The organism is Mariprofundus aestuarium (assembly GCF_002795805.1).
GTDB classification, from domain to species: domain Bacteria; phylum Pseudomonadota; class Zetaproteobacteria; order Mariprofundales; family Mariprofundaceae; genus Mariprofundus; species Mariprofundus aestuarium.
Genome location: NZ_CP018799.1, coordinates 1,941,703 through 1,965,325, shown reverse-complemented (window position 1 = coordinate 1,965,325; position 23,623 = coordinate 1,941,703). Strand labels below are relative to the sequence as shown.

The 23,623-nt window shown below is 51.6% G+C and carries 19 protein-coding genes; 9 read left to right on the top strand and 10 right to left on the bottom strand.

The features are described 5' to 3' along the window. Window positions 1–65: 65 nt before the first annotated feature. Both rpsI and rplM read right to left on the bottom strand, forming a co-directional pair. Entirely contained in the window at window positions 66–458 is a 393-nt protein-coding gene (rpsI, locus tag Ga0123461_RS09500) for a 30S ribosomal protein S9 (protein ID WP_100278117.1), read from the bottom strand. 13 nt (window positions 459–471) lie between these two features. Then, a complete protein-coding gene (gene rplM / locus Ga0123461_RS09495) occupies window positions 472–903 on the bottom strand; it encodes a 50S ribosomal protein L13 (RefSeq protein WP_100278116.1) in 432 nt (143 codons plus the stop codon). Window positions 904–1,511: 608 nt separating this feature from the next. Here rplM and guaB point away from each other — a divergent pair. From guaB to Ga0123461_RS09470, 5 genes are all read left to right on the top strand, one after another. Continuing rightward, window positions 1,512–2,987: an IMP dehydrogenase gene (gene guaB / locus Ga0123461_RS09490; RefSeq protein WP_100278115.1), complete on the top strand. Its 1,476-nt coding sequence runs from the start codon at window positions 1,512–1,514 to the stop codon at window positions 2,985–2,987. A 149-nt stretch (window positions 2,988–3,136) separates the two neighbouring features. Further along, window positions 3,137–4,687 (top strand): glutamine-hydrolyzing GMP synthase, encoded by a 1,551-nt coding sequence (guaA, locus tag Ga0123461_RS09485; protein ID WP_100278114.1) that lies wholly within the window; start codon window positions 3,137–3,139, stop codon window positions 4,685–4,687. A 126-nt stretch (window positions 4,688–4,813) separates the two neighbouring features. After that, window positions 4,814–5,794: an FKBP-type peptidyl-prolyl cis-trans isomerase N-terminal domain-containing protein gene (locus tag Ga0123461_RS12600; protein WP_232710121.1), complete on the top strand. Its 981-nt coding sequence runs from the start codon at window positions 4,814–4,816 to the stop codon at window positions 5,792–5,794. Window positions 5,795–5,880: 86 nt separating this feature from the next. Further along, window positions 5,881–6,657, top strand: a complete 777-nt coding sequence (locus Ga0123461_RS09475; RefSeq protein ID WP_100278113.1) for an FKBP-type peptidyl-prolyl cis-trans isomerase — start codon at window positions 5,881–5,883, stop codon at window positions 6,655–6,657. 144 nt (window positions 6,658–6,801) lie between these two features. Further along, the gene (locus tag Ga0123461_RS09470; protein ID WP_100278112.1) at window positions 6,802–7,533 is read left to right on the top strand and encodes a cytochrome b/b6 domain-containing protein; all 732 of its coding nucleotides are present in this window, start codon (window positions 6,802–6,804) and stop codon (window positions 7,531–7,533) included. 86 nt (window positions 7,534–7,619) lie between these two features. Here Ga0123461_RS09470 and ileS read toward each other — a convergent pair whose 3' ends face one another. Then, window positions 7,620–10,418 carry an isoleucine--tRNA ligase gene (ileS, locus tag Ga0123461_RS09465; protein WP_100278111.1) on the bottom strand — a complete coding sequence of 933 codons (2,799 nt, stop codon included), beginning with the start codon at window positions 10,416–10,418 and terminating at the stop codon, window positions 7,620–7,622. A gap of 185 nt (window positions 10,419–10,603) precedes the next feature. Further along, window positions 10,604–11,524, bottom strand: a complete 921-nt coding sequence (locus Ga0123461_RS09460) for a bifunctional riboflavin kinase/FAD synthetase (RefSeq protein ID WP_100278110.1) — start codon at window positions 11,522–11,524, stop codon at window positions 10,604–10,606. Window positions 11,525–11,611: 87 nt separating this feature from the next. Here Ga0123461_RS09460 and Ga0123461_RS09455 point away from each other — a divergent pair, with 87 nt between their 5' ends. After that, window positions 11,612–12,682, top strand: coding sequence for a metal-dependent hydrolase (locus tag Ga0123461_RS09455; RefSeq protein ID WP_100278109.1), 1,071 nt, complete (start codon window positions 11,612–11,614; stop codon window positions 12,680–12,682). 133 nt (window positions 12,683–12,815) lie between these two features. Here Ga0123461_RS09455 and Ga0123461_RS09450 read toward each other — a convergent pair whose 3' ends face one another. After that, entirely contained in the window at window positions 12,816–13,235 is a 420-nt protein-coding gene (locus tag Ga0123461_RS09450; RefSeq protein ID WP_232710119.1) for a PilZ domain-containing protein, read from the bottom strand. Window positions 13,236–13,609: 374 nt separating this feature from the next. On the opposite strand from Ga0123461_RS09450, the gene Ga0123461_RS09445 reads away from it, so the two are divergent. Then, window positions 13,610–15,775, top strand: coding sequence for a RelA/SpoT family protein (locus tag Ga0123461_RS09445; RefSeq protein WP_335645311.1), 2,166 nt, complete (start codon window positions 13,610–13,612; stop codon window positions 15,773–15,775). A gap of 273 nt (window positions 15,776–16,048) precedes the next feature. Here Ga0123461_RS09445 and nth read toward each other — a convergent pair whose 3' ends face one another. The 5 genes from nth to Ga0123461_RS09420 all read right to left on the bottom strand — a co-directional run bounded on the left by nth (window position 16,049) and on the right by Ga0123461_RS09420 (window position 19,509). Continuing rightward, window positions 16,049–16,687, bottom strand: a complete 639-nt coding sequence (gene nth, locus Ga0123461_RS09440) for an endonuclease III (protein ID WP_100278106.1) — start codon at window positions 16,685–16,687, stop codon at window positions 16,049–16,051. Between the two features lie 56 nt (window positions 16,688–16,743). Continuing rightward, window positions 16,744–17,241, bottom strand: a complete 498-nt coding sequence (locus Ga0123461_RS09435; protein WP_100278105.1) for a pilus assembly protein PilP — start codon at window positions 17,239–17,241, stop codon at window positions 16,744–16,746. A gap of 146 nt (window positions 17,242–17,387) precedes the next feature. Then, window positions 17,388–17,840, bottom strand: a complete 453-nt coding sequence (dut, locus tag Ga0123461_RS09430) for a dUTP diphosphatase (RefSeq protein ID WP_100278104.1) — start codon at window positions 17,838–17,840, stop codon at window positions 17,388–17,390. Beyond that, entirely contained in the window at window positions 17,837–19,021 is a 1,185-nt protein-coding gene (coaBC, locus tag Ga0123461_RS09425; RefSeq protein WP_100278103.1) for a bifunctional phosphopantothenoylcysteine decarboxylase/phosphopantothenate--cysteine ligase CoaBC, read from the bottom strand. Before coaBC ends, dut begins: the two co-directional genes overlap by 4 nt. A 5-nt stretch (window positions 19,022–19,026) precedes the next feature. After that, window positions 19,027–19,509: a peroxiredoxin gene (locus Ga0123461_RS09420; RefSeq protein WP_100278102.1), complete on the bottom strand. Its 483-nt coding sequence runs from the start codon at window positions 19,507–19,509 to the stop codon at window positions 19,027–19,029. 105 nt (window positions 19,510–19,614) lie between these two features. On the opposite strand from Ga0123461_RS09420, the gene ispH reads away from it, so the two are divergent. Both ispH and Ga0123461_RS12485 read left to right on the top strand, forming a co-directional pair. After that, window positions 19,615–20,541 (top strand): 4-hydroxy-3-methylbut-2-enyl diphosphate reductase, encoded by a 927-nt coding sequence (gene ispH, locus Ga0123461_RS09415; RefSeq protein ID WP_100278101.1) that lies wholly within the window; start codon window positions 19,615–19,617, stop codon window positions 20,539–20,541. 242 nt (window positions 20,542–20,783) lie between these two features. After that, window positions 20,784–23,576: a histone H1-like repetitive region-containing protein gene (locus Ga0123461_RS12485; protein ID WP_198507052.1), complete on the top strand. Its 2,793-nt coding sequence runs from the start codon at window positions 20,784–20,786 to the stop codon at window positions 23,574–23,576. Window positions 23,577–23,623: the final 47 nt, after the last annotated feature.

Here is a 23,623-nt window from a genome sequence, read left to right as displayed (position 1 = left end):
TGTTCTGCGGACAAAAAAAAAGGAAGGCACAAGGCCTTCCCTTTTGAAACAGCTTCTTGCGAAACTTAACGCTTGGAGAACTGTGGAGCGCGACGGGCTTTCTTGAGACCAGCCTTCTTACGTTCAACCTTGCGTGAGTCACGGGTCAGGAAGCCAGCAGCTTTCAGTGCTGGACGAAGACCTGAATCGTACTCGAGCAGAGCGCGAGCTATACCGTGGCGAATTGCGCCGGCCTGGCCGGAGGTGCCGCCACCGTTAACGTTAACGCGCACATCAATACGACCGATCAGATCATTTGCAGTCAGTGGCAGTACAGCCTGCTGACGAACGATCTCAACCGGGAAGTAGTTTTCCAGCTCGCGGCCGTTAACCAGAATGGTGCCCTTGCCGGACTGGATGATTACACGTGCTACGCTACGTTTGCGGCGGCCTGTGCCGCGATAAGTTGTCTCTGCCATTTTCACTTTCCTCTTAGTTCAGTTTCATTGCTTTAGGCTGCTGTGCGGCATGCGGGTGATCGCTGCCAGCGTAAACCTTAAGCTTCTTCAGCATGGAACGGCCCAGAGGACCTTTTGGCATCATGCCTTTAACGGCCAACTCGATGATGCGTTCCGGAAATTTCTCGCGCTGCTTCTCAAGCGTGATGCTTTTCAGGCCACCAGCATAACGGCTGTGGCGGTAATAAACCTTAGCGCTCTCTTTGTTGCCAGTGACAGCAATTTTATCGGCATTGATCACGATGACATGGTCGCCACAGTCAGCATGAGGGGTGTACTCCGGGCGATGTTTGCCGCGCAGAAGGGTTGCAATCTGAGTTGACAGACGGCCAAGTACAAGATCAGTGGCATCTACAATGTACCAGTTGCGTTCAATATCGCCGGGGCGAACAGTCCAAGTACGCATATATTTCTCCATGTTTGCGAATGTAATGGCTCCCATTTGCAATGGGGTCTACCGTGCAAGGGCGGCGCATTATAAGTTGGGGGTGGTTGATGTCAAATGCCTGTATGCATATTTTATGATGCGCCCTGTAATCTCCCGGCTGAATGGATGATTGATATTCCCGAATAGTGTTGGGGTTCTTGCTATTCAATTTGTTGCGTCCAAAAAGCAGCAGGTAGCCATATGCATGGTAAGGTTATAATTTTCTGTCAGTGCTCCTGATTAGATCACCCTCAGTTGAGGGTTTTGAAAATAATTTGGAGGGCGCCCTTGCTGGCAGGCAGGTCATTGAATGATGCCTGTAGAGAGCGGAATGGTGGGTTATATTTATAGTAAGGAGCTGCAGGGTTGGGGCGATTGAGGCGAAGGTAGTGCATTAATAAGTGTATCATGCCTGTTGTTCCGGCCCTGAATCGGGTTATATCTGCGCTGTTTATTGCGCCCTGCACGCCATTCACCGAGGGTGATGGCTTGATCCTGACGTTGAGGTTTTGATCTCTTCTTTCGGGAAGGTGGCTGTTCCGCTATTATGCCGCCTCTTTTTATATGGATTTGGAGGTAATGACTGCATGAACGAGCAATTGCTAGGTGAAGGGCTGACCTTTGACGATGTGCTGCTGGTACCACAGGCAAGTAGTGTGATGCCAAGGTCGGCTGATACCTCCGCACAGTTTACAAAAAACATCCGCTTGAACATACCGGTGGTTTCTGCCGCCATGGATACCGTAACCGAATCTGGAGCAGCCATTGCGCTGGCTCAAGAGGGCGGTATCGGCGTAATTCATAAAAACCTGACAAATGCGGAACAGGCTGCAGAGGTTAGGCGTGTGAAGCGTTATGAGGCGGGCGTGGTGCAGGAGCCTTTGACCGTCACAGTAGAAACCACACTGGCGGAAGTTCACAGACTGGCACAGGAGAACGGTTTCTCTGGATTCCCTGTTCTCGATAATGACGGCAAGCTTTGTGGTATTGTCACCAACCGTGATATCCGTTTCGAGCGCGATCCGCTGGCTAAGGTTGCCGATATGATGACGCCGAAGGATCGGCTGGTTTCCGTTCATCAGGGTGAGGATCTGGAAGCGTGCAAACAGCTTTTCCGTCAGCATCGTATTGAAAAGTTGCCTGTCGTTGATGACGGCGGTGTGTTGCGCGGCATGATAACTGTACGGGACCTTGAAAAATCAAAAGCATTTCCTAATGCAGTTCGTGATGACCTCGGTCGTCTGCTGGCGGCAGCGGCAATCGGCGTGGGTGATAAGGAGATGGAGCGTTTCGAGGCGCTTTATGCTGCCGGTGTTGATGCGATTATTGTAGATACCGCGCATGGCCACTCCAAAGGTGTGATCGATCAGGTGCGCGAAATTAAACGCTTGTACGGCGATAAGATTCAGGTGGTAGGCGGTAACATTGCTACAGCTGAAGCGGTTCGCGACCTTGCTGAGGCTGGTGCTGATGCGGTGAAGGTTGGCATTGGTCCGGGTTCAATCTGCACAACCCGCATTGTTGCAGGCGTAGGTGTGCCACAGCTTTCTGCTGTGATGCAGTGTGCAGCTGCAGGCAGGGAGCTTGGTGTGCCGATTATTGCTGATGGCGGCATCAAGTTCTCCGGCGATTTTGCCAAGGCTATGGCGGCAGGTGCTTCAACCTGCATGTTCGGTTCAATGTTTGCCGGTACTGAAGAGGCGCCGGGCGATAAGATTCTTTATCAGGGCAGGGCCTACAAGGCCTATCGCGGCATGGGTTCGATCGGTGCAATGAAGCAGGGCAGTAAAGACCGTTATTTTCAGGGCGATGTAGATGAGGCGATGAAGCTGGTTCCCGAGGGTATTGAAGGGCGCGTGGCCTACAAAGGTTCGTTGGGCGATATCGTGCATCAGCTGGTAGGCGGCCTGCGTGCTGCAATGGGATATACCGGTGCGGCGACGCTCTCTGATATGCACAGTCGCGCCAAGTTTGTTCGCATTACCGGGGCAGGCCTGCGGGAATCGCATGTACACGATGTAACAATCACTGAAGAGGCACCTAATTACCGTTTTGAATCTTAATTGATTGATACGGCATCGGGCTTGAGCCCTTTTTCTAATTAAACGTCACATGAAAAACGCGGTTTTCATGTGATTCACTAAAAGCCACCCATCCGTGGGTGGGTATTGATAGCTTTTTAGAATGCAAACCGCGGAGAGTTGAGGAAATAATGGAAAAGATTCTGATTCTGGATTTTGGTTCACAGTACACGCAGCTCATTGCGCGCCGCGTGCGTGAAGCGCAGGTATATTCCGAGTTGCACCCATGGGATATGAGCGAACAGGAGATCCGCGACTTTAAGCCTTCCGGTATTATTCTCTCAGGTGGCCCTAACTCCGTATATGAAGATGAAACCCCCAAGGCACCGGAAGTTGTGTTCAAATTGGGCGTTCCGGTACTGGGTATCTGCTACGGTATGCAGACGATGGCAATGCAGCTTGGTGGTGCGGTAGAAATCGGTCACGTCCGCGAATTCGGTTATGCAGAAATATACCCCTCAGGTGATTCGGCGCTTCTTCGCGGTATTGATGAGGGTAAGGAAAATGGTGGACTCGACGTCTGGATGAGCCATGGCGATAAGGTTTCCGCCCTTCCTGATGGATTCGAGGTCATCTGCAGGAATGACTCTACGCCGATTGCTGGCATGGCCGATGAGTCTCGCCGTTTCTATGCCCTGCAATTTCACCCTGAGGTTACCCATACCCATCAGGGTAAAGCCATGCTTTCCAGGTTCGTGCATGATATCTGTGGCTGCGGCCGTGAATGGACCATGCCACACTATATTGATGAGGCAGTGGCTCATATCCGTGAGCAGGTGGGTGATGAAGAGGTCATTCTCGGTCTTTCCGGTGGTGTTGACTCCTCGGTTGCCGCAGCACTTCTGCAGCGCGCTATCGGTGCACAGCTGACCTGTATTTTTGTCGATAACGGACTGCTACGCCTGAATGAGGCTGAGCAGGTGATGGAGATGTTCGCCAACAACCTTGGCGTGAAAGTCGACCATGTTGATGCCTCTGAAAAGTTTCTGAGTGAGTTGGCAGGTGTCTCTGATCCGGAGGCCAAACGCAAAATTATCGGTCGTGAGTTTGTGCATGTATTCCAGAAAGAAGCTGAAAGCATGCCGGCTGCCAAGTGGCTGGCACAGGGAACCATCTATCCCGATGTGATTGAGTCGGCCGGCTCCAAAACCAAGAAAGCGCATACCATTAAAAGCCATCACAATGTGGGTGGTCTGCCTGACACACTGCATCTGAAGCTGCTTGAGCCACTGCGTGACCTGTTCAAGGATGAAGTGCGTGAGCTTGGTGTGGCGCTCGGATTGCCGCGTGAGATGGTTTATCGGCATCCATTCCCGGGCCCTGGGCTCGGTGTACGAATACTCGGTGAAGTGAAAAAAGAGTATGCTGATCTGCTGCGTCGAGCCGATGCGATTTTTATCGAGGAGCTACGTGCTTCCGGCTGGTACGAGAAAACCAGCCAGGCGTTTGTTGTATTCCTGCCGGTTAAATCCGTCGGTGTCATGGGCGATGGCCGCACCTATGAATGGGTGGTGGCACTGCGTGCTGTAGAGACTCAGGACTTTATGACCGCGCTCTGGGCGGAGCTGCCACACTCCCTTCTGGCTAAGGTATCCAATCGTATTATCAACGAAGTTCGCGGTATTAACCGTGTTGTTTACGATGTATCAGGAAAGCCGCCAGCAACTATCGAGTGGGAATAGTTGTTGCCCTCTGGGGTGTGACGTAGTGAAAGGCCTGAGGTGCTTTGGAATTGCACATTCTCGCTTATGAGCTAAAGTATGAACTTGAATATTGATACTCAGTTTTTTCGAGAGGGGAACGAAACCATGAAAAAAATCTTTATCATGGCCTGCGTAGTGATACTGGCTGGCTGCAGTCAGCCTGTGGAGCAGAAGAAGGCGGCACCTGTGACCCCTGCACCTGAGGTTCTGTCACTGGATAGTGATAAGTCGCGATTCAGTTATGCAATTGGCATTGATATCAGTAGCTCACTGGAACAGCTGGATGTTGAAATTGACAGCAAAGCCGTGGCGGCAGCAATTGCTGATCGTCTGGCGGGTAAAAAGAGCAAGCTGACTCAGGAAGAGGCGGAAACTATCAAGCAGGAATACCTGATTGATCAGGCGATGAAGCGAGCTGCTGCTGAGAAGGCTGCCGCTGAGAAGGCTGCCGCTGAGAAGGCTGCTGCTGAGAAGGCTGCCGCTGAGAAGGCTGCCGCTGAGAAGGCTGCCGCTGAGAAGGCTGCCGCTGAGAAGGCTGCCGCTGAGAAGGCTGCCGCTGAGAAGGCTGCCGCTGAGAAGGCTGCCGCTGAGAAAGCCGCTGCTGAAAAGGCTGCTGCTGAGAAAGCTGCCGCTGAGAAGGCCGCCGCTGAGAAGGCTGCTGCTGAGAAGGCTGCTGCTGAGAAGGCTGCTGCTGAGAAGGCTGCCGCTGCTGAAAAGGCTGCCGCTGCTGAAAAGGCTGCTGCTGAGAAAGCTGCCGCTGAGAAGGCTGCTGCTGAGAAGGCTGCTGCTGAGAAGGCTGCTGCTGAGAAAGCTGCTGCTGAGAAAGCTGCTGCTGAGAAGGCCGCCGCTGACAAGGTTGCTGCTGAGAAGGCTGCTGCTGAGAAGGCTGCTGCTGAGAAAGCTGCTGCTGAGAAAGCTGCTGCTGAGAAGGCCGCCGCTGACAAGGTTGCTGCTGAGAAGGCTGCCGCTGCTGAAAAGGCTGCCGCTGATAAGGCTGCCGCTGATAAGGCTGCCGCTGAGAAGGCCGCTGCTGAGAAGGCCGCTGCAGCTCCTGCAACGGTAGCGCCTGCTGAAGTCGCGCAATAATCACCATTTTGGAGCGGTTAATGATCAACGATGGCCACTCTCCCAAACAGAGTTTCTTACGCTGAATGAATTTAAGGAGTAATAGGATGAAGAAAATAGTTGTGCTTGCCTGTGTGGCAATGCTGGCTGCATGTGGCCAGCAGGCAGAAGAGAAAAAGGCGCCGGCAGTAAGTCTCGATAGCGAAAATGCAAAGCTGAGCTATGCCATCGGTATGGATATCGGCATGTCGCTGAAAACGCTGGGAACCGAGCTTGATCGTGCTGTGATGACGGCAGCGATCAATGACCGCCTTGATGGAGTCGACACCAAGTTGACCCAGGAAGATGCCAATAAAGTAAAACAGGCATATTTTGTGAAGCAGGCTGAGGTTAAAGCTGCCGCGCTGAAGGCGGCTGGTGAAAAGAATAAAGCAGAAGGTGATGCCTACCTAGCCGAGCATGCCAAGAAAGAGGGTGTGACCGTAACAGAGAGCGGTTTGCATTATCAGGCGATCCTTCAGGGCGAGGGTGCCAAGCCGACCCTGAATGATAAGGTAACTGTCCACTACAAGGGGACCTTGATCGATGGGACTGAGTTTGACTCCTCCATCACCCGTGGCGAGCCGATCAGTTTTCCTCTGGCTGGCGTGATTCCTGGCTGGCAGGAGGGTGTTCAGTTGATGAATGTCGGTTCCAAATACAGGTTTGTTCTGCCACCAGAGCTGGCCTATGGTGACCGTGCTGCAGGTGCCCAGATCGGTCCCAACAGCGTACTTGTTTTCGAGGTTGAACTTCTCGCCATCGTGGATGAGAAGGCTGAGGCAGAAGCCGCAGCTAAAGCCGCTGCAGTAGCAGAGGCGGCACAGGCTGAAGCTGCAAAATAAGCTCAGTGAATGCGATGCGTTCATCTTTTTGTCATGTTTTTAGTTAGAGTCGATAGCCCTTCTCCCGTATGGGAGGAGGGCTATTTCGTGAAGTAATAAGTTCTGAGAGGATATGCCCATGAAAGATGGGATAAGGAGTTTGACTTGAAAGAGAACATTTTGAAGGCATACAAGGCATGGGATGCACCTACGCGTATCTTCCACTGGGTGAATTTCACCACCGTAATCCTGTTGATTTTTATGGGCCTGATGATGCTGTTCAAAAAGGATATGGGTATCACCAGTCTTGAAGCGAAGATCACGCTTAAAACGATTCACGTGCTGATCGGTTATGTTTTTGTGTTGAATCTGGTGGTGCGAATTGTCTGGGGCTTTGTTGGTGGCCGTTACTCGCGCTGGACGAATATTTTTCCAGCTAAGGGGTATGTTGCTGAGTTAAAGTCATATCTGGTTAGCATCAAATCCGGTGAGCCGAAGCAGTATGTGGGGCATAATCCGCTAGGTCGACTTGCGGTGTCGGTGATCATGATTACGCTTTCTGTAATGGCTGTTACTGGCCTGGTTCGCGCAGGTACCGATATCTACTATCCGCCATTCGGCTCAACGTTTGCCGCACAGATCGCAGCAGAAGGAGTTGATCCTGCAACGATCAAGCCGTATGACAAAACAGGTACAGATGCTGTTAAAGCCAAAGAGCTGAGTGCATTCAAAGGGCCGTTCGGTTCTGTGCATATCTACACATCCTATTTCCTGATGTTTCTGATTGTGCTGCATGTTTTCGTGGTGGCACGTACCGAGATTAAAGAAGGCGGCGGACTGGTTTCTGCGATGTTCTCAGGTAAGAAGACATTGAACAGAGAGCCGGAAGATCTGTAAGGTCTGAGCTTCTCTACCTATAAATAAAAAGGCCCCGCATAGCGGGGCCTTTTTTTTGCTTTGCTGAAAGAGAGAGAGGCTTGAATTTAAACGACGGCCTCAAAACAGCGTGGGCAGAGCTCACTGTGAGTCTCATGCTCTGGTTCTGCCGGCTCACCAAAGTTCCAGCAGCGAGGGCATTTCACCCCTTCAGCAGCCCGCACCGACAGGTTTTGGCCATCTTCTACCTTTGCGACGATGAACAGCTGTTCGTAAGTTTCACCGATTGATTCGGCAAACGAATGATCCAGGTTCGGAACGGTCACCGTTGCAGCAATTGATGAGCCTACAACCTTATCCTTCTTGGCTAGGTCCAGCGCAGAATTCAACTGCTCACGAATCGCGAAGAAAGTATCCCATGCAGCTTCATCTATTTTGATATCGGCAACCGGATGGAAGCGGTGCATATGAATCGAGTCAGATGCAGAACCGGGCAGGAACTCCCATGTCTCTTCGGCCGTGAATGGCAGTATCGGAGCAATCAGGCGAATGAGCGTATCGGCCAGATCGTAGAGTGTGGCACGGGCCGATGCGCGACGAGCTGAACCGACATCATCGCAGTAGAGGCGATCCTTGATGACATCAAGGTAGAAGCCACCAAGATCGACCGAGCAGAAGTTGTGTATCTCCTGATGGATTCGGTGGAACTGATAGTTCTCATAGGCATCATCAACAGTGCGGGAAAGCACGGAGAGGCGGTGGGATGCCCACTGATCCAGTGGCAGGCGCTCATTCACAGGAACGCTGTCGGTTGCCGGATCAAAACCATCGATATTACCAAGCAGGAAACGCACGGTATTGCGGATTCGACGGTAAGATTCTGCCAGCTGTTTTAAGATCTCATCGGAGATGCGGATATCGGCCGAGTAATCACTGGATGCAATCCACATGCGCAGGATATCTGCCCCCATCTGCTGGATGATCTTCTGCGGTGCGACCACATTCCCTTTCGACTTGGACATCTTGTTGCCATTTTTATCAACAACAAAACCGTGGGTCAGTACGCCCTTGAACGGAGCGACACCACGGGTGCCGACGCTCTCAAGCAGTGAAGACTGGAACCAGCCGCGATGCTGATCGCTTCCCTCCAGATAGAGATCTGCAGGGCTTTCGAGCTCATCGCGTTGCTCTAACACGCAGGCATGGGTGCTGCCTGAATCGAACCAGACGTCGAGAATATCGACCTCTTTCTCAAACTCCGTGCCACCACAATCCGGGCATGATGCAGCCTCGGGGAGGAATGCCGAAACATCCTTAGCAAACCAGACATCGGCACCGCTTTGCTCTACCTGCAGGGCAATGCCTTCAAGTACATCTGCTGTGGTAACCTTATGGGATTCGCAACCACTGCAACGAATGGCTGTGATCGGTACGCCCCAGTTGCGCTGGCGCGACACGCACCAGTCAGGTCGCTGTTCGACCATGGCGCGGATGCGGTTTTCACCCCAATCAGGCATCCATTTCGTTTTGCTGATCTCTTTAAGTGCCTTGTTGCGCAGATCATTGGCATCCATGGAGATAAACCACTGCGGCGTGGCGCGGAAAATCAGAGGTTTGTGGCAGCGCCAGCAGTGCGGGTAGGAGTGGCGAACTTCGCTGGTTTCCAGCAGGGCGCCACAAGCAAGCAGGTGCTCGATGACAATGGAGTTGGCCTGATAAACGTGGCGGCCGGCAACTACCGGCGTGGCTTCATCAAAGATGCCGGTATCGCCCACAGGGTTGAAGGGTTTGAGACCGTATTTCAGCCCAATTTCGTAATCTTCCTGGCCATGGCCAGGCGCGGTATGAACGCTTCCTGTACCGGCCTCAAGCGTGACATGATCACCGACAAGGATCGGGGCTTCCTGCTCCAGATAAGGGTGGGAGAACTTGCGCTTGTCGAGAGATTCGCCGTTGAAGCGGGTGATGCTTTCGCCAGCAGCGCCAATCTGCTGCATGACACCTTCACGCAGATCCTCAGCGAGAATCAGGATTTCACCAACCTTAAGGTTACTGTTCTTACCGCAGTCGGTGATTCTTACCGCTGAATATTCAATGGACGGTCCCACAGATACGGCAAGGTTGGCAGGTATCGTCCACGGTGTGGTGGTCCAGATAACGATCGAGACATCACCGGTCAGTTCCGGTGCAATGTCGGTGAGATCATCCATGGCCGGGAATTTCACATAGATTGAGTGTGAGGTGTGGTCTTCGTACTCCACTTCAGCTTCTGCCAGCGCAGTTGCACAGGAAACACACCAGTGGACCGGCTTGGCACCCTTGTAGAGGCCTCCATTGGAGAGGAAACGGCCGATCTCGCGCACGGTATTGGCTTCAAAATTGTAATCCATGGTGATGTAGGGATTTTCCCAGTCACCGATGACACCAAGGCGTTTGAACTCTTCGCGCTGTATATCGATCTGTCCTTTGGCGTATTCGCGGCACTCGGCACGGAATTCAGAATCAGTGATATCCTCTTTCTTACGCTTCTTCTTTTTAAATTTCTCTTCTACCTTCAGCTCAATCGGCAGGCCATGGCAGTCCCAGCCCGGCACGTAAGGGGCATCAAATCCCATCATGGTGCGTGAGCGGACAACGATATCTTTAAGCACCTTGTTCAGTGCGTGGCCAATATGAATGCTGCCGTTGGCGTAAGGAGGGCCATCATGCAGGTAGAATTTTGGTGAATCCTTGCGGGTTTCGCGAAGCTTGGCGTAAATGTCTTCAGCTTCCCAGTAAGCCAGCCGTTTCGGCTCGTTCTGTGGCAGGTTGCCACGCATGGGGAAATCGGTTTTCGGCAGAAAAACGGTCGGTCGGTAATCGAATGATTCTTGCGTCTGGTTATCGTTGGCCACATCTAGCTCCATTACATTGCTTCAAAGGGTGCGCATGATAGGCAAAACAAAAGCTTTTGTCTCATTGATCTGAATTGAATGCCTGTAAAAAGTCATGGCAACTCTGTTATGCACAGTGAAGCTATCTGCTGCAGGGGGAGCAGGTGGAACTTTATGTGACGTTTGCGCAGCAGGTCAGTGAACTAGGTTGGAGTTGATCAGGTGAGGATAGCCCTTGCGTCATCGCAGTCTCTGGCAATCTGGGCGGCCAGATCGGTATGGCCGGTGAACTTGCGATCCTCGCGAATTCGCTTGATGAATTTTACGTTCAGGCACTGCTCATAGAGGTCGGGGGAGTCATCCAGAAGATGTGTTTCCAGAAGCAGGGTGCGGCCATTGAAGGTGGGGCGATAACCCAGATAAGCGGCTCCGTTCCACTCTTTGTCACAGGTATTGGCACGAACGGCATAGATGCCGACAGGAGGGTGCGCCAGGTCAGCGACATCGACATTGGCGGTCGGGAAATTCATCTCACGCCCACGTTTGTCGCCATGCAGTACCTTGCCGGCAATCGAGTAATCCCGGCCCAGCAGTTTGTTGGCAAGATCAAAGTCGGCGGCTTCAACCGCCGAGCGAATGCGCGAGGAGGAGACAACACCACCGAGCATCTCGAATGCTGCCGCTACGGAAACGGTGAATCCTGCTTCATCGCCTAGCCTGCGCAGATCATCGACATGGCCCTGACGGTCACGGCCGAAAGCGAAATCGTAGCCGACATGGATATGGTTGAATGTGAATGTTTCAAACAGAGTGCGTGAGAATTTCTCGGCAGGCCAGCTTGCCAGCTCCTTGGTAAACTCCAGCAGCAGGACTGCATCTACCCCCTCAGATTCGAGGTATTGCAGCTTCTCCTGCAGGTGGCACAAACGGCGGGGTGCTTCTTCAGGGTAGAGTACGGCGCGCGGGTGCGGCTCGAAGGTAACGACGATGGTCGGTCCACTTGCATTAAGCGCGTGGCCGCGTGTTTCCGCCAGTACCTGTTCATGGCCCATGTGTACGCCATCGAAGTTGCCAACGGTAATGGCACCACCGCGAATTTCAGAAGCCTGAGCCTCTTCCCATGAGTGAAAAATCTGCATGGCCGCATGGTAGCCATTCAGATGCGGATAGAACAGTACAGGGCTTGAAGCTTGAGCGAGGCGGGCAAAGGAGGCACGATCCGCGCCATGGATATTGTGACGCAGGGGTTGGCCGGCGCTGTGCTGGCGCAGAGTTTTTCAAAAAATAATGAAACGCGGATCGCTATGGTGGTCGGTTTTCTGGCCGGACTGCTTGCCGATATTGACGCACTTTTCACCCAGTCCGAAGTTGATCCACTGCTCCAACTCGACTTCCATCGTCACTTTACCCACTCAATATTTTTTATCCCCTTTGGTGGCCTGCTGGCGGCGGCTCTGATGTGGCCTGTGGTGAAAAAACATCTGTCATTCAGGCGCTTGCTGCTCTTCACTATTGTCGGATATGCTACCTCAGGTGTGATTGATGCCTGCACCTCATATGGCACCTCTCTCTTGTGGCCGCTCAGTGATCAACGCATCTCCTGGAACATCATCTCTATTCTTGATCCACTCTTCTCTATGGCTCTGGTTGCCGCAATTGCCTTTGCCGCTGTGAAACGCACGCCGCGTTATGCCGCTTTCGGTCTCTGCTTTGCCATCTCTTATCTGCTGGTCGGTTTCTCCCAGCATGAACGTGTGGAGGCCATGGCCATGGCGCTGGCCGAATCACGCGGCCACACGGTGGAGCGCATCGAGATAAAACCGACGATGGGTAATCTGATTCTGTGGCGTTCTATCTATGAGGCAGACGGCTATTTTTATATGGATGCCATACGAGCCGGACTACCCGGCGAAGAGAAGCAGTATGCAGGGGAGTCGGTAAAACGTTTTGAGCTCAGTGACCTGCCGGAAATCATCGAAGATTCGGTGCTGGCTGAAGATATCAAACGTTTCGAATTCTTTTCCCATGGTTACATCTCGCTCTTTCCTGGAGAGAGACCAATACTTGGTGACACCCGCTATTCGATGTTGCCAACCTCAGTGCAACCGATCTGGGGTATCGAGTTGAATCTGGCTGATCAACAGGGCCATACACCTTTCAATCAGTTCCACGACTCATCAGACCTGACTCGCCAAACCTTTATCGACATGCTGTTGGGTGAAGATATCCGAATCGTGAAAGAGGGTGCTAAGCCCGAGTCGCAGGTGATGGCAGATTCACCTGAAAAACAGATTTAACGAATGACCGTTTAACCCGACAGCCGGAAGCGGACACTCGATACAATTACCTACATGGTTGCCTTGGTTAGAGTGCGTAATTCTTGAGCACTCTGGAGATACTCATGCCACGATCAACTTGCTTTTCCAGCGGCTAATACAACTGCGGGAAATCAGCTGCGAAGTGTTCAATCCATTCGCTTGTAGCCTTCTCAATGGAGATGTTTCTTCCCTTTTTCATGTTTTGTTTCCTGTATGACTCGATATGGCAGATCTGTTCAATCATCCGGACATGGAATGCTTCACTCTTATCAGTAAATACAATGCCTACCGTACATCCCTGTGCTTCTTTTTTGATCCAGGCTACTTGTCCGGTGGCACGAAAGGAGCAATCCATGCTTGGAATCTGAATGCGGACCTTTTTACCGATAGGTAGCAGTGTATGACTCTGGAAGGCAAGACCACCCCCGCTGATATTGACCAAGGATGTATGGTCAATGCCACTGCTTTTGTCGATAGGCTGGGCATCAATGGGGATGCTGGATGGATGCCGTATATAGTAGCGTTTTTTCATGCTCATGTAGCAGCATAAAATGTGCCATTTAATGAGACTGCCGCCGCAAGCATTCATTGAGCGCATCCCATTAGTCTGGGCAAACCCGGACACTCAGGCCGAAACCATAGATAACTAAGTTTAAGTAAAATAGTGTCTACAGAATCAGGGGTAGTCCAAGGGGCCAAGTCTTGGAATTCGACACTTTCTAGAATTAAAGTATGATTACAAGGCCTGTCCCCGTTTCCGAAGGCATGACCCCGAAGGAGCTTGAGAAATTGCAGGGTGATGAATCATTTGAGCTTCACTTCTTTTCAAAATATGTTCCTATAGGGTGTGCAAGTAGAGTGACGCGAATCTAATTACCGATAGGTAGAGCCAATCAATTCATTGACATGAAGAATACAAAGCAACAGCAAAGCATTACATCGCAATACTCTGTCTCAGAGTATATCGACATGCTCATTGCGAATTCAGCGCATCTAAACCAGGGCTCTGCCCTGCTTGAAAAGGCATGTCAGCATGTTTGGGATGCACAAGATGTTGATTCAGATATGCCAAGTAGCCTGGATGTCGCCATATTGCTCAGTCAGTTAAGTGCTGATGAGACGACGATTATTGTATGTCTGCTCAGTGACATTCGTCTTCGCTCAACCGCCTTTCACAAGGTCATTCAACATGAGTTCTCTGTCGAAGTGCTTCACATGGTTCAGAGCCTGGAAAAGCTGCATTTGTTCAAAGCAAGTCAATCAGATGGTCATGAGCAGTCTGAGCGGTTGAGAAGAATGTTGTTAGCCATGGTTGATGACGTGCGAGTGGTGCTCATCAAGCTTGCCTACAGGGTACAGCGGCTCAGGGAGCTATCCAAGGCAGATGAAGAGACACAAAAGCGCATTGCATCGGAATCACTTGAAATCTTTTCACCCATTGCCAACCGCTTAGGTATCGGACAACTGAAATGGGAACTCGAAGACCTATCCTTTCGCTATTTGCAGCCTGAAACCTATAAGCGTATTGCAAAGATGCTTGAGGAAAAAAGAGGCGGACGTGAGACCTATATCAAACAGGTTGTCACTGAAATTGATACCTTGCTCAAAAGTTCCGAGATCGATGCCAGAGTTAATGGCAGGCCAAAGCATATCTATAGTATCTGGTCAAAGATGACGCATAAAGACAAACAGTTCTCAGAACTGTTTGATGTTCAGGCCATCAGGGTCACGGTCACCACCATTGCAGAGTGTTATACCGCACTAGGGCTGATACATGGGCGCTGGCACCATATTCCTAAAGAATTTGATGATTATATCGCCAACACCAAACCCAATGGCTATCAAAGCCTGCATACAGCCGTTTATGGGCCTGAGGGAAAACCTGTTGAAATTCAGATCAGAACCAAAGCCATGCACGAGTTTGCAGAGTTTGGTGTGGCAGCACACTGGCGTTATAAAGAGCGAACCAAACAGGATGCTGTGCTGGAAAAAACGATTCATTCCATCCGGAAATTATTGGAAACACCGGAAAGTGATGATGAGGAATTTTTAGACAGTTTTAAAACAGAGCTGTTCTCTGACCGCGTGTTTGTATTAAGCCCTGATGGCAAAATCATTGATCTGCCGCAAGGCGCAACCCCGCTTGATTTTGCCTACGGTATTCACACAGAAGTAGGGCACAAATGCCGCGGTGCAAAAGTGAACGGTCATATCGTGCCGCTCACCACGCAACTGCAAAATGGTATGCAGGTCGAAATTTTAACCACCAATCAAGCCGCACCAAGCAGAGACTGGCTCAATCCGAATCTGGGTTACATCACCAGCAACAGGGCACGCGCAAAAATAAAAGCGTGGTTTCGGCAACAGAATTATGAGCAAAATGTGATAGATGGTAAAACCGCTGTCGATCGCGAACTCAAACGCATACACATTTCAAATCCTGATACGAATAAGGCCCTCACTCACTTTAAAGTGAACAGTGAAAAAGAGTGGTACGCTAAAGTCGGACGTGGTGATATCACATCAGCTCAGTTAACGCAGGGTCTAAACCAGATTTATGCCACTGAATCACTAAAAGCACTGCCCTATAAACCCAAGCCGAAAAAGAGAGGTGGTTCAGATCCAGCTATCAATGTTTGTGGCGTTGGTAACCTCTTATCCTATATGGCCAACTGCTGCAGACCCGTTCCCGGTGATGAGATCATTGGCTTTATCACCCAAGGCCATGGGGTTTCGGTTCATCGCCCTGATTGCATCAACATACTCAACCTGGAACATGATAAGCAGAAGCGACTCATTGCTGTTGCGTGGGCAGAGCATGATGATCAGACATTTGAGATCAACCTTGCTATCCAGGCCATTGATCGTACAGGTCTGCTAAAAGATATGACCAGCATCCTTTCCGACCTGAAAGTAAACGTGCTCAGTGTTCAGACGTTATCGAACAGAGATACGCAAATGGCAGACATGCAGATCATGATGGAGATAAAGGACCTTGAACAACTGCAAAAAGTCACTGACAAAATTATGCAGTTACCGAATGTACTTAAGGTTTATCGGCAGAATTCATAAGCCTTCGGCTTAGAACACAATGATTTCTAATAAAGAAATTTCTGTTGCGCCAGAAACATTACTTGGCAGCCAATAAATGAAAATTGAGAGTCAGATACTTTATGTCCAACGATCACTTCTTCTATGACCGGCGTATCATCGATATAAGAAGATCAGCTACCAAAACGCTCAATAAGTTGTAATTTCGAATGTCCGGTTGTGACCTGTGGTGATCGGCAAGATGCGGACACAAGCGGGCATTCACTTGAACTTCATTAAAAGTAGAGATGTTGCTTAAATCGCTGTTGGTTTCTCGGGCCAGTGGCATTCCGCTGAGACAGGGCAGGCGTGGCATTTCGGTTTGCGGGCTGTACAGGTGTAACGGCCATGCAGGATTAGCCAGTGGTGGGCATGCTGCATAAACTCTTTCGGGATTCTTTTCAGTAAACCTTTTTCGACATCAAGCGGCGTTTTTCCCGGAGCGATGCCCGTGCGATTTCCAACCCGGAAGATATGGGTGTCCACCGCCATCGTTGGTTCGTCGAAAAGCACATTGAGTACTACGTTGGCAGTTTTTCGACCAACCCCCGGTAGTGACTCCAACTCTTTGCGGGTGCGTGGAATCTGCCCGTTGTGTCGCTCAACCAGCATTGCACATGTAGCCATCAGGTGTTTGGCCTTGCTGTTATAGAGGCCGAGGGTGGCGATATAAGATTTAAGGCCTGCCTCTCCGAGATCGAGAATCATCTGAGGGGTGTTGGCAACCGGATAGAGCTTTGCGGTGGCTTTATTGACGCCTACATCAGTGGACTGGGCGGAGAGCATGACAGCGGCAAGGAGCTCAAACTCATTGGTGTAGTTAAGCTCGGTGACAGGTGCGGGGTTTTCATCACGCAGGTACTCAAAAAAACGCCGGATCTCAGCCGCAGTCATTCTCCTAGCCATGTGAGGGTCTGTAAATACTCATTCTGGATAGAGCGTGCTTTGTTTTATTCGTTAACTTCTTTCATGGTCAGGGTGACCTGACGGTCGATAATTTCGCCTGCAGGATTGAGTACCTGCTCAACAAGAAAGACAGTGTCATCGGTGATTTTTTCGATTTTGCCATTGTTTTGGCCGAGGTAGTTACCGCGGCGGACGATGAAACCCTTGGCAGTGGTATCTTCTACCATAGCGACGTGTTCGCCCCCCATTTTGAAGATGGCAACGAGATGCAGCGTGGAGAGATCGTAATCTTCAAGTTTTTCGCGTTTGCGGTTGGAGAGGCGCATCTGGGTATCCAGAAGCGTGGCCTTGCCACGCAAAGCCATCCGAACCAGGTAGGAGGAAAAAGGATCACGCATATTTTCGAAATCGATCTCGGGAGCAGTGATTTGATGCTGCATCGCATCCGGAGTGATTTCCTCTTCTGTTGGTGCAATATCTTCAGCCGATGCTGTAAAAACACCGGTTAAACATATCGCCAACAGCCCAGCCCAAAGCTTCATGATTATCTCCCTGCTGCCATAAAACAGACGTTCACGCAGACCGTCTGTGAATTAGAGCACTGATATCAATAGGATGCAAAGCAAATCTCAGGCAACCAGTAGAGGATGAGGCGGAGTTCAACAGGCAACCGGATGCAGCAGTTTATTTACTTTCTGCCTGAACTTCCGAAGCCGCCAGAACCGCGTTCGGTTTCCGAGAGCTCGGAAACCTCATGGAAATTGGCCTGCACGAACGGGGCGATGATCATCTGGGCAACCCGGTCGCCACGGCTGACAACAAATGATTCTTTACCGTGATTGATCAGGATTACTCCCACCTCGCCGCGGTAGTCGGCGTCCACCGTGCCTGGCGTGTTGAGTACGGTAATGCCGTGTTTCAGGGCAAGACCAGAGCGGGGACGAACCTGCGCCTCGTAATTATCGGGAAGTGCCATGGCAAAACCGGTTTTAATCAGTGCGTGCTCGCCAGGGGCAATCATCACATCCTCATCGACGGCGGCGCGCAGGTCGGCTCCGGCGGCATGGGTGGTGGCATAGAATGGTAGGTCAATCCCTTCACCGTGCGGCAGTTTCTGAATATGGACGATTGGGTTACTCATGGGTTTAGCTCCATAATGTGTTGAATGATCTCTTCTGCAAAGGCCTGTTTTGTATCGGTGTCGATAGTGGTTTCGCAGCTTGGGGTGATCCACCAGCCACTGGCACTGTGCGATCCCATATTATTCACATCATTGGCGACAATCGCGTCGACGTTTTTCTGCGACAGTTTGACCTTTGCATATTCTATATGGTTTGACGATTCGGCGGCAAAAGCGATGACATGAGATGGACGCCTTTCCATGTTTGCGATGTGGGCGACGATATCGGGGTTGGCAATAAGTTCGACATGCATGCTTGTTGTGCTGCCACGTTTCATCTTTTCGGTATACATTTCATGAAATCGGAAGTCACTTACGGCAGCTGTAGCGATAAATGTATCCGCATTGCTGGCTGACTTTGTACATGCGGCGAGCATTTCATCTGCAGATTCAACGTTGATTCGCTTCACCTGCGGATGGGTTGACGGGGTTCCCGGGCCTGCAATAAGCGTAACCTCAGCCCCCATTGCCGTGGCAGTTGAGGCAAGCAATGCACCGAGCTTGCCGCTGGCGCGGTTGGTCAGCAAGCGCACGGCATCCCATGCCTCGACAGTTGGCCCTGCATTGATCACCCACTGTTTGCCTTTCAGTGCCTGTTCTTCCCAAAGCAAAGGTTGCAGGGCAGCGACAATATCTTCCGGTTCAGAGAGGCGCCCTATGCCCTGTTCTCCGCAGGCAAGCTGTCCCTGTTCAGGGCCGACAAAGCTAAAGCCACGCGCCTTCAATGTTTCCACATTGTGGCGTGTAGCATCGGATTCCCACATCGAGCTGTTCATAGCAGGCGCCAATAGTACAGGTGCCTCATTGACCTGCATCATGGTGGTGAGCAGATCATCTGCGATGCCATACGAGAGACGGGCCAGAATATTGGCTGTGGCCGGTGCGATAACGACTGCATCAGCCCAGCGTGCCAACTGGATATGGCCCATCTCCCTCTCAGAAGTGAGATCGAAGAGTTCGGTGTGCACCTTGTTGCCGGTCAATGCTTCGAAGGTGAGAGGGGTGACAAACGCACGGGCTGATTTCGTCATTACACAGCGAACCTCGGCCCCTGCCTTGATCAACAGGCGGGCAAGCTCGGCCACGCGGTAGACGGCAATGCCGCCGCCAATGCCGATCAGTATTCGCTTGCCATTAAGCATGAGGCTTAGCCCTGCGCTTCCTTCAGGGTGTTAAGGACATCTTCAACGTGGCCTGCCACCTTCACCTTGCGCCATGCATGCGTGATGGAGCCTTCGGGGTTGATGATGAAAGTGGAGCGCTCCACACCAAGATACTCCTTGCCGTAGTTCATCTTGGTCTGGATGACGTCAAAGGCTTTGCAGAGAGCTTCATCTGGGTCGGAGATCAACGGGAAGTTGAGGCCCTGTTTTGTGGTGAAATTTTCATGCGATTTCACTGAATCGCGGCTGACACCTACAATAGCTGCATCGGCAGCGGAGAAATCGGGTAGTGCATCACGGAATTCACATGATTCGGTCGTGCAGCCTGAGGTGCTGTCCTTAGGATAGAAATAGAGGATGATCCATTTGCCTTTCAGGTCGGCCAGCTTGAGTTTTCCCTCTGGCCAAGTCTCCAGCTCGATATCGGCGGGTGCGGCATCACCGGGGTTGATCGTATAATTGCTCATCAAAGGCTCCTTGGCAGAGGTTTTTATCCATCTCTGGATTATCGGATGCGCAAGCATAGGACACGATGCTAGCCTTCGCCACATGCCAGTTTGGGAGATGAGTCTATGAGTCAGGTGCTGTTAGCTGAACCACGAGGTTTCTGTGCAGGTGTTGATCGTGCTATCGAGATCGTCGAGAGGGCGCTGGAGGTATATGGCGCACCGGTCTATGTCCGTCATGAGATCGTACACAATCGCTTCGTAGTTGAAGGGCTGAAAGCAAAGGGGGCGGTGTTCGTGGCTGAAGTGGATGATGCCCCGGATGGTTCCCTGCTGATTTTCTCAGCTCACGGTGTAAGCAAAGCAGTGCGTTTGCATGCTAATCAGCGCGGCTTGCGTGTGATTGATGCTACCTGTCCACTGGTAACCAAGGTGCATCTGGAATTGCTGCGCCATTATCAGAATGGTGATCAGGTTGTATTGATCGGCCATGCAGGACATCCCGAGGTAGAGGGGACCATGGGGCAGGCGCCAGAGGGGGCTGTGCTGCTGATTTCGGAGCCTGAGGATGTCGCCTCCCTTGAGGTGAATGACCCTGATAAACTTGCCTTTGTCACTCAGACCACGCTTAGTGTCGATGATACGATTGATGTGATTGCAGCACTGAAGGCGCAATTTCCGAATATTCAAGGGCCCAAACGCGAGGATATCTGTTATGCCACCAGTAATCGGCAGGCTGCAGTGAAGGAACTTGCGGCAAATTCAGATGTGGTGCTGGTGATCGGCTCGAAGAATTCGTCAAACTCTAACCGCTTGCGCGAGGTGGCAGAGAGGGCTGGTTGTCAGGCCTATCTGATTGATGGTGCCGAGGATATCGAGCCGGGCTGGTTCGGCGTTAATGATCGTATCGGCATTAGTGCTGGCGCATCCGCACCGGAGGTGCTGGTGGAGCAGGTAAGTGGCTGGTTGAAAGAGAAGGGGTTTTCCGACCCCGATGTGCTTAAGGTTTGTGAGGAGAATGTAACCTTTAGCCTGCCGCCCGAGCTGCGTTGAGAGTACGCTTTTCTGTCACTCTGAAAGGTGGCGTGATGCATTGCTGAGGGGAAAAAAATTGACGTATGGTGAATATTGTTCTTTAATCTTCAGCTGCTTGTATTAACTGGGGTTTAATTGCGCATTGTGGGGAAGTGTGCTATTAAACAGAGCATTCGATGCCTGTAAATAAAGGTTGGTTTTTTGGGCGCTGTCACTGCTGGGAGGGGACGTTGCTGAATCGTATAATTAAACTGAATTTGATGGCTTTAACACTGCTGCTTCCAGTAGCTGTGTTTGCTGCAAATCCTGCAGTGCTGTTTGTTGTCGATTCCTCCGGAAGCATGTGGGGACAGATTGAAGGAACAGCAAAGGTCTACCTTGCCCGCGATGCTCTGACTAAATCCATATCGAGACTTTCCATCAACACTGATATCGGGCTTGTAGCTTACGGTCACAGGAATAAAGGCGACTGCCGTGATGTGGAGCTTCTTGCCCCGATTGCTCCGTCACGCACTTCATTTATTAACTCCGTTAACTCCTTTACACCCAAAGGCATGACCCCGCTAAGTGGTTCCCTTGATTATGCAATCAAGGAGATGAAGAAAGCGGGTGGCAAGGGAACAATTGTTGTTCTCAGTGACGGTATTGAGAACTGCAAGGGTGATCCATGCAAGGCTGCGATGTCTGCAGGGGATGATATTCGCATTCATGTGATTGGTTTTGATGTGAAAGCCGACACCTCCTCCCAGTTGAGCTGTATAGCTAAAAATGGTGGCGGAAAATTTTACGCTGCCAATAGCGTATCCGAGCTGTCGAGCGCCTTTGACTCAGTAAGAAGAGAAATTGCACTTGCGGACCCTAATAATCCAATTAATAAACTCAGTGAGGCGGAAAAGGGTGCTGCTGAGAAGAGTGCCCTGAAAGCAGGGCAGGGTTATCAGGAGCAATTGAAGATAACGGCTGCGGGCCTCTCAGCTGAGGGGGCTGCTGCTGAGAAGGCTGCTGCTGAGAAGGCTGCTGCTGAGAAGGCTGCTGCTGAGAAGGCTGCTGCTGAGAAGGCTGCTGCTGAGAAGGCTGCTGCTGAGAAGGCTGCTGCTGAGAAGGCTGCTGCTGAGAAAGCTGCTGCTGAGAAGGCGGCTGCTGAGAAAGCTGCTGCTGAGAAGGCTGCTGCTGACAAGGCTGCTGCTGAGAAGGCTGCTGCTGACAAGGCCGCTGCAGAAAGAGCTGCTGCTGAGAAGGCCGCTGTTGAGAAGGCTGCTGCTGACAAGGCCGCTGCAGAAAGAGCTGCTGCTGAGAAGGCCGCTGCAGAAAGAGCTGCTGCTGAGAAGGCCGCTGTTGAGAAGGCTGCTGCAGAAAGAGCTGCTGCTGAGAAGGCTGAGGCAATGGCTGCTGCTGAGAAGGCCGCTGCTGAGAAAGTCGCTGCTAGAAAGGCCGCCGCTGAGAAGGCTGCTGCAGAAAGAGCTGCTGCTGAGAAGGCTGAGGCAATGGCTGCTGCTGAGAAGGCCGCTGCTGAGAAAGTCGCTGCTAGAAAGGCCGCCGCTGAGAAGGCTGCTGCAGAAAGAGCTGCTGCTGAGAAGGTTGCGTCTAGTTCATATAAGGGTTACCAGCTTCAGATGCTGGCGGTAAGTAAGACTTTTGCGGCTGAAAAGGTTGATGCTGACAGGCGTGCTATTGAGAGAGCCGCCGCCGAGAAGGCCGCCGCTGAGAAAGCTGCAGCCGAGAAGGCAGCTGCTGAAGCGTATATGGCTAAGAAGCGTGCCGAGGAGAAGGCCGCTGCAGAAAAGGCTGCCGCTGAGAAAGCTATTGCTGACAAGGTCGCTGCCGAGAAGGCCGCAGTAGAGAAGGCAGCCGCTGACAAGGTGGCAGCAGAAAAAGCCGCTGCCGAGAAGGCTGTTGCTGACAAGATCGCTGCTGAGCAGGCTGCTGCTGACAAGGTCGCAGCTGAGAAAGCCGCTGCTGAGCAGGCTGCTGCTGACAAGATTGCTGCCGAGAAGGCCGCTGCCGAGAAGGCCGCTGCCGAGAAGGCCGCTGCCGAGAAGGCCGCTGCCGAGAAGGCCGCTGCCGAGAAGGCCGCAGTAGAGAAGGCAGCCGCTGACAAGGTGGCAGCAGAAAAAGCCGCTGCCGAGAAGGCTGTTGCTGACAAGATCGCTGCTGAGCAGGCTGCTGCTGACAAGGTCGCAGCTGAGAAAGCCGCTGCTGAGCAGGCTGCTGCTGACAAGATCGCTGCCGAGAAGGCCGCTGCCGAGAAAGCTGCTGCTAACAAGGTTGCAGCCGAGAAGGCTGCTGCAGAAAAGGCTGTTGCTGACAGGATTGCTGCTGAGAAGGCCGCGGCAGATAGAAAACCATTTGTCGATCTGTGGGATCGTGAATCAACAGAGTATGAATCAGGTGTTATTTACAGTGATGAGTTTAATGGCGACTTCCTCTCCGAAGCCTGGCAGGTAATCAACCCCAGCAGTAAACTGATGAACTCTGATGGCGAAAACCTGATTCTGATGACGAAGAAATCCTCCCTTGTAAAGGGTGATGTGCCTAACCTTCTTGTTTATAATGGTGACAACCTGAATGGCGACTTTTCAGTCTCTGTGAAGCTTGATTCTGAATTCAGTGCCGGTAAATCCGGTCAGGCTAAACAGCAGACAGGTCTGCTTTTCTATCGAAGTGGAAACGACCATGTTGGTCTGGTTATCTCCGTAGAGGATGAAGCTACCTTTGCGAAGTGTGGAGGCCGTGACTGCAGGCAGGTTGTAAGTGCCCGCTTGATCAAGGTGCTTAATGGTGAGGTTTCTCAGGTTAATGGCCCGTACTGGATTGCATGGCAGAAGCCGGGGTCAACATCAATGGCGACCCGCTTTGCGGTACACCTGAAGGTTGAGAAGGTCGGCTTTACCTATAGTGCATTCGCGAGTCTGGACGGTGATACCTGGTATGAGGTCGGCAAAGTACCGTTTTTCGGCAGCAAACTGAAACCGGCTGTCTTTGCCAGTAGCAACTCAGCCTACCCCTATGCGCTGGTTAAACTTGACCATATGGTAATTAAAGAGCTTCCGTAGGAAGGAGTAGTAGTTATATAACTTTTCTAAACTCCTGTAATGATAAT

Excerpts from the sequence above, each read along its gene's own strand:
- rpsI (WP_100278117.1), bottom strand. The coding sequence starts at position 458 with ATGGCAGAGACAACTTATCGCGGCACAGGCCGCCGCAAACGTAGCGTA.
- rplM (WP_100278116.1), bottom strand. The coding sequence starts at position 903 with ATGCGTACTTGGACTGTTCGCCCCGGCGATATTGAACGCAACTGGTAC.
- guaB (WP_100278115.1), top strand. The coding sequence starts at position 1,512 with ATGAACGAGCAATTGCTAGGTGAAGGGCTGACCTTTGACGATGTGCTG.
- guaA (WP_100278114.1), top strand. The coding sequence starts at position 3,137 with ATGGAAAAGATTCTGATTCTGGATTTTGGTTCACAGTACACGCAGCTC.
- Ga0123461_RS12600 (WP_232710121.1), top strand. The coding sequence starts at position 4,814 with ATGAAAAAAATCTTTATCATGGCCTGCGTAGTGATACTGGCTGGCTGC.
- Ga0123461_RS09475 (WP_100278113.1), top strand. The coding sequence starts at position 5,881 with ATGAAGAAAATAGTTGTGCTTGCCTGTGTGGCAATGCTGGCTGCATGT.
- ileS (WP_100278111.1), bottom strand. The coding sequence starts at position 10,418 with ATGGAGCTAGATGTGGCCAACGATAACCAGACGCAAGAATCATTCGAT.
- Ga0123461_RS09460 (WP_100278110.1), bottom strand. The coding sequence starts at position 11,524 with ATGCAGATTTTTCACTCATGGGAAGAGGCTCAGGCTTCTGAAATTCGC.
- Ga0123461_RS09455 (WP_100278109.1), top strand. The coding sequence starts at position 11,612 with ATGGATATTGTGACGCAGGGGTTGGCCGGCGCTGTGCTGGCGCAGAGT.
- Ga0123461_RS09450 (WP_232710119.1), bottom strand. The coding sequence starts at position 13,235 with ATGAAAAAACGCTACTATATACGGCATCCATCCAGCATCCCCATTGAT.
- Ga0123461_RS09445 (WP_335645311.1), top strand. The coding sequence starts at position 13,610 with ATGAAGAATACAAAGCAACAGCAAAGCATTACATCGCAATACTCTGTC.
- nth (WP_100278106.1), bottom strand. The coding sequence starts at position 16,687 with ATGACTGCGGCTGAGATCCGGCGTTTTTTTGAGTACCTGCGTGATGAA.
- Ga0123461_RS09435 (WP_100278105.1), bottom strand. The coding sequence starts at position 17,241 with ATGAAGCTTTGGGCTGGGCTGTTGGCGATATGTTTAACCGGTGTTTTT.
- dut (WP_100278104.1), bottom strand. The coding sequence starts at position 17,840 with ATGAGTAACCCAATCGTCCATATTCAGAAACTGCCGCACGGTGAAGGG.
- coaBC (WP_100278103.1), bottom strand. The coding sequence starts at position 19,021 with ATGCTTAATGGCAAGCGAATACTGATCGGCATTGGCGGCGGCATTGCC.
- Ga0123461_RS09420 (WP_100278102.1), bottom strand. The coding sequence starts at position 19,509 with ATGAGCAATTATACGATCAACCCCGGTGATGCCGCACCCGCCGATATC.
- ispH (WP_100278101.1), top strand. The coding sequence starts at position 19,615 with ATGAGTCAGGTGCTGTTAGCTGAACCACGAGGTTTCTGTGCAGGTGTT.
- Ga0123461_RS12485 (WP_198507052.1), top strand. The coding sequence starts at position 20,784 with ATGGCTTTAACACTGCTGCTTCCAGTAGCTGTGTTTGCTGCAAATCCT.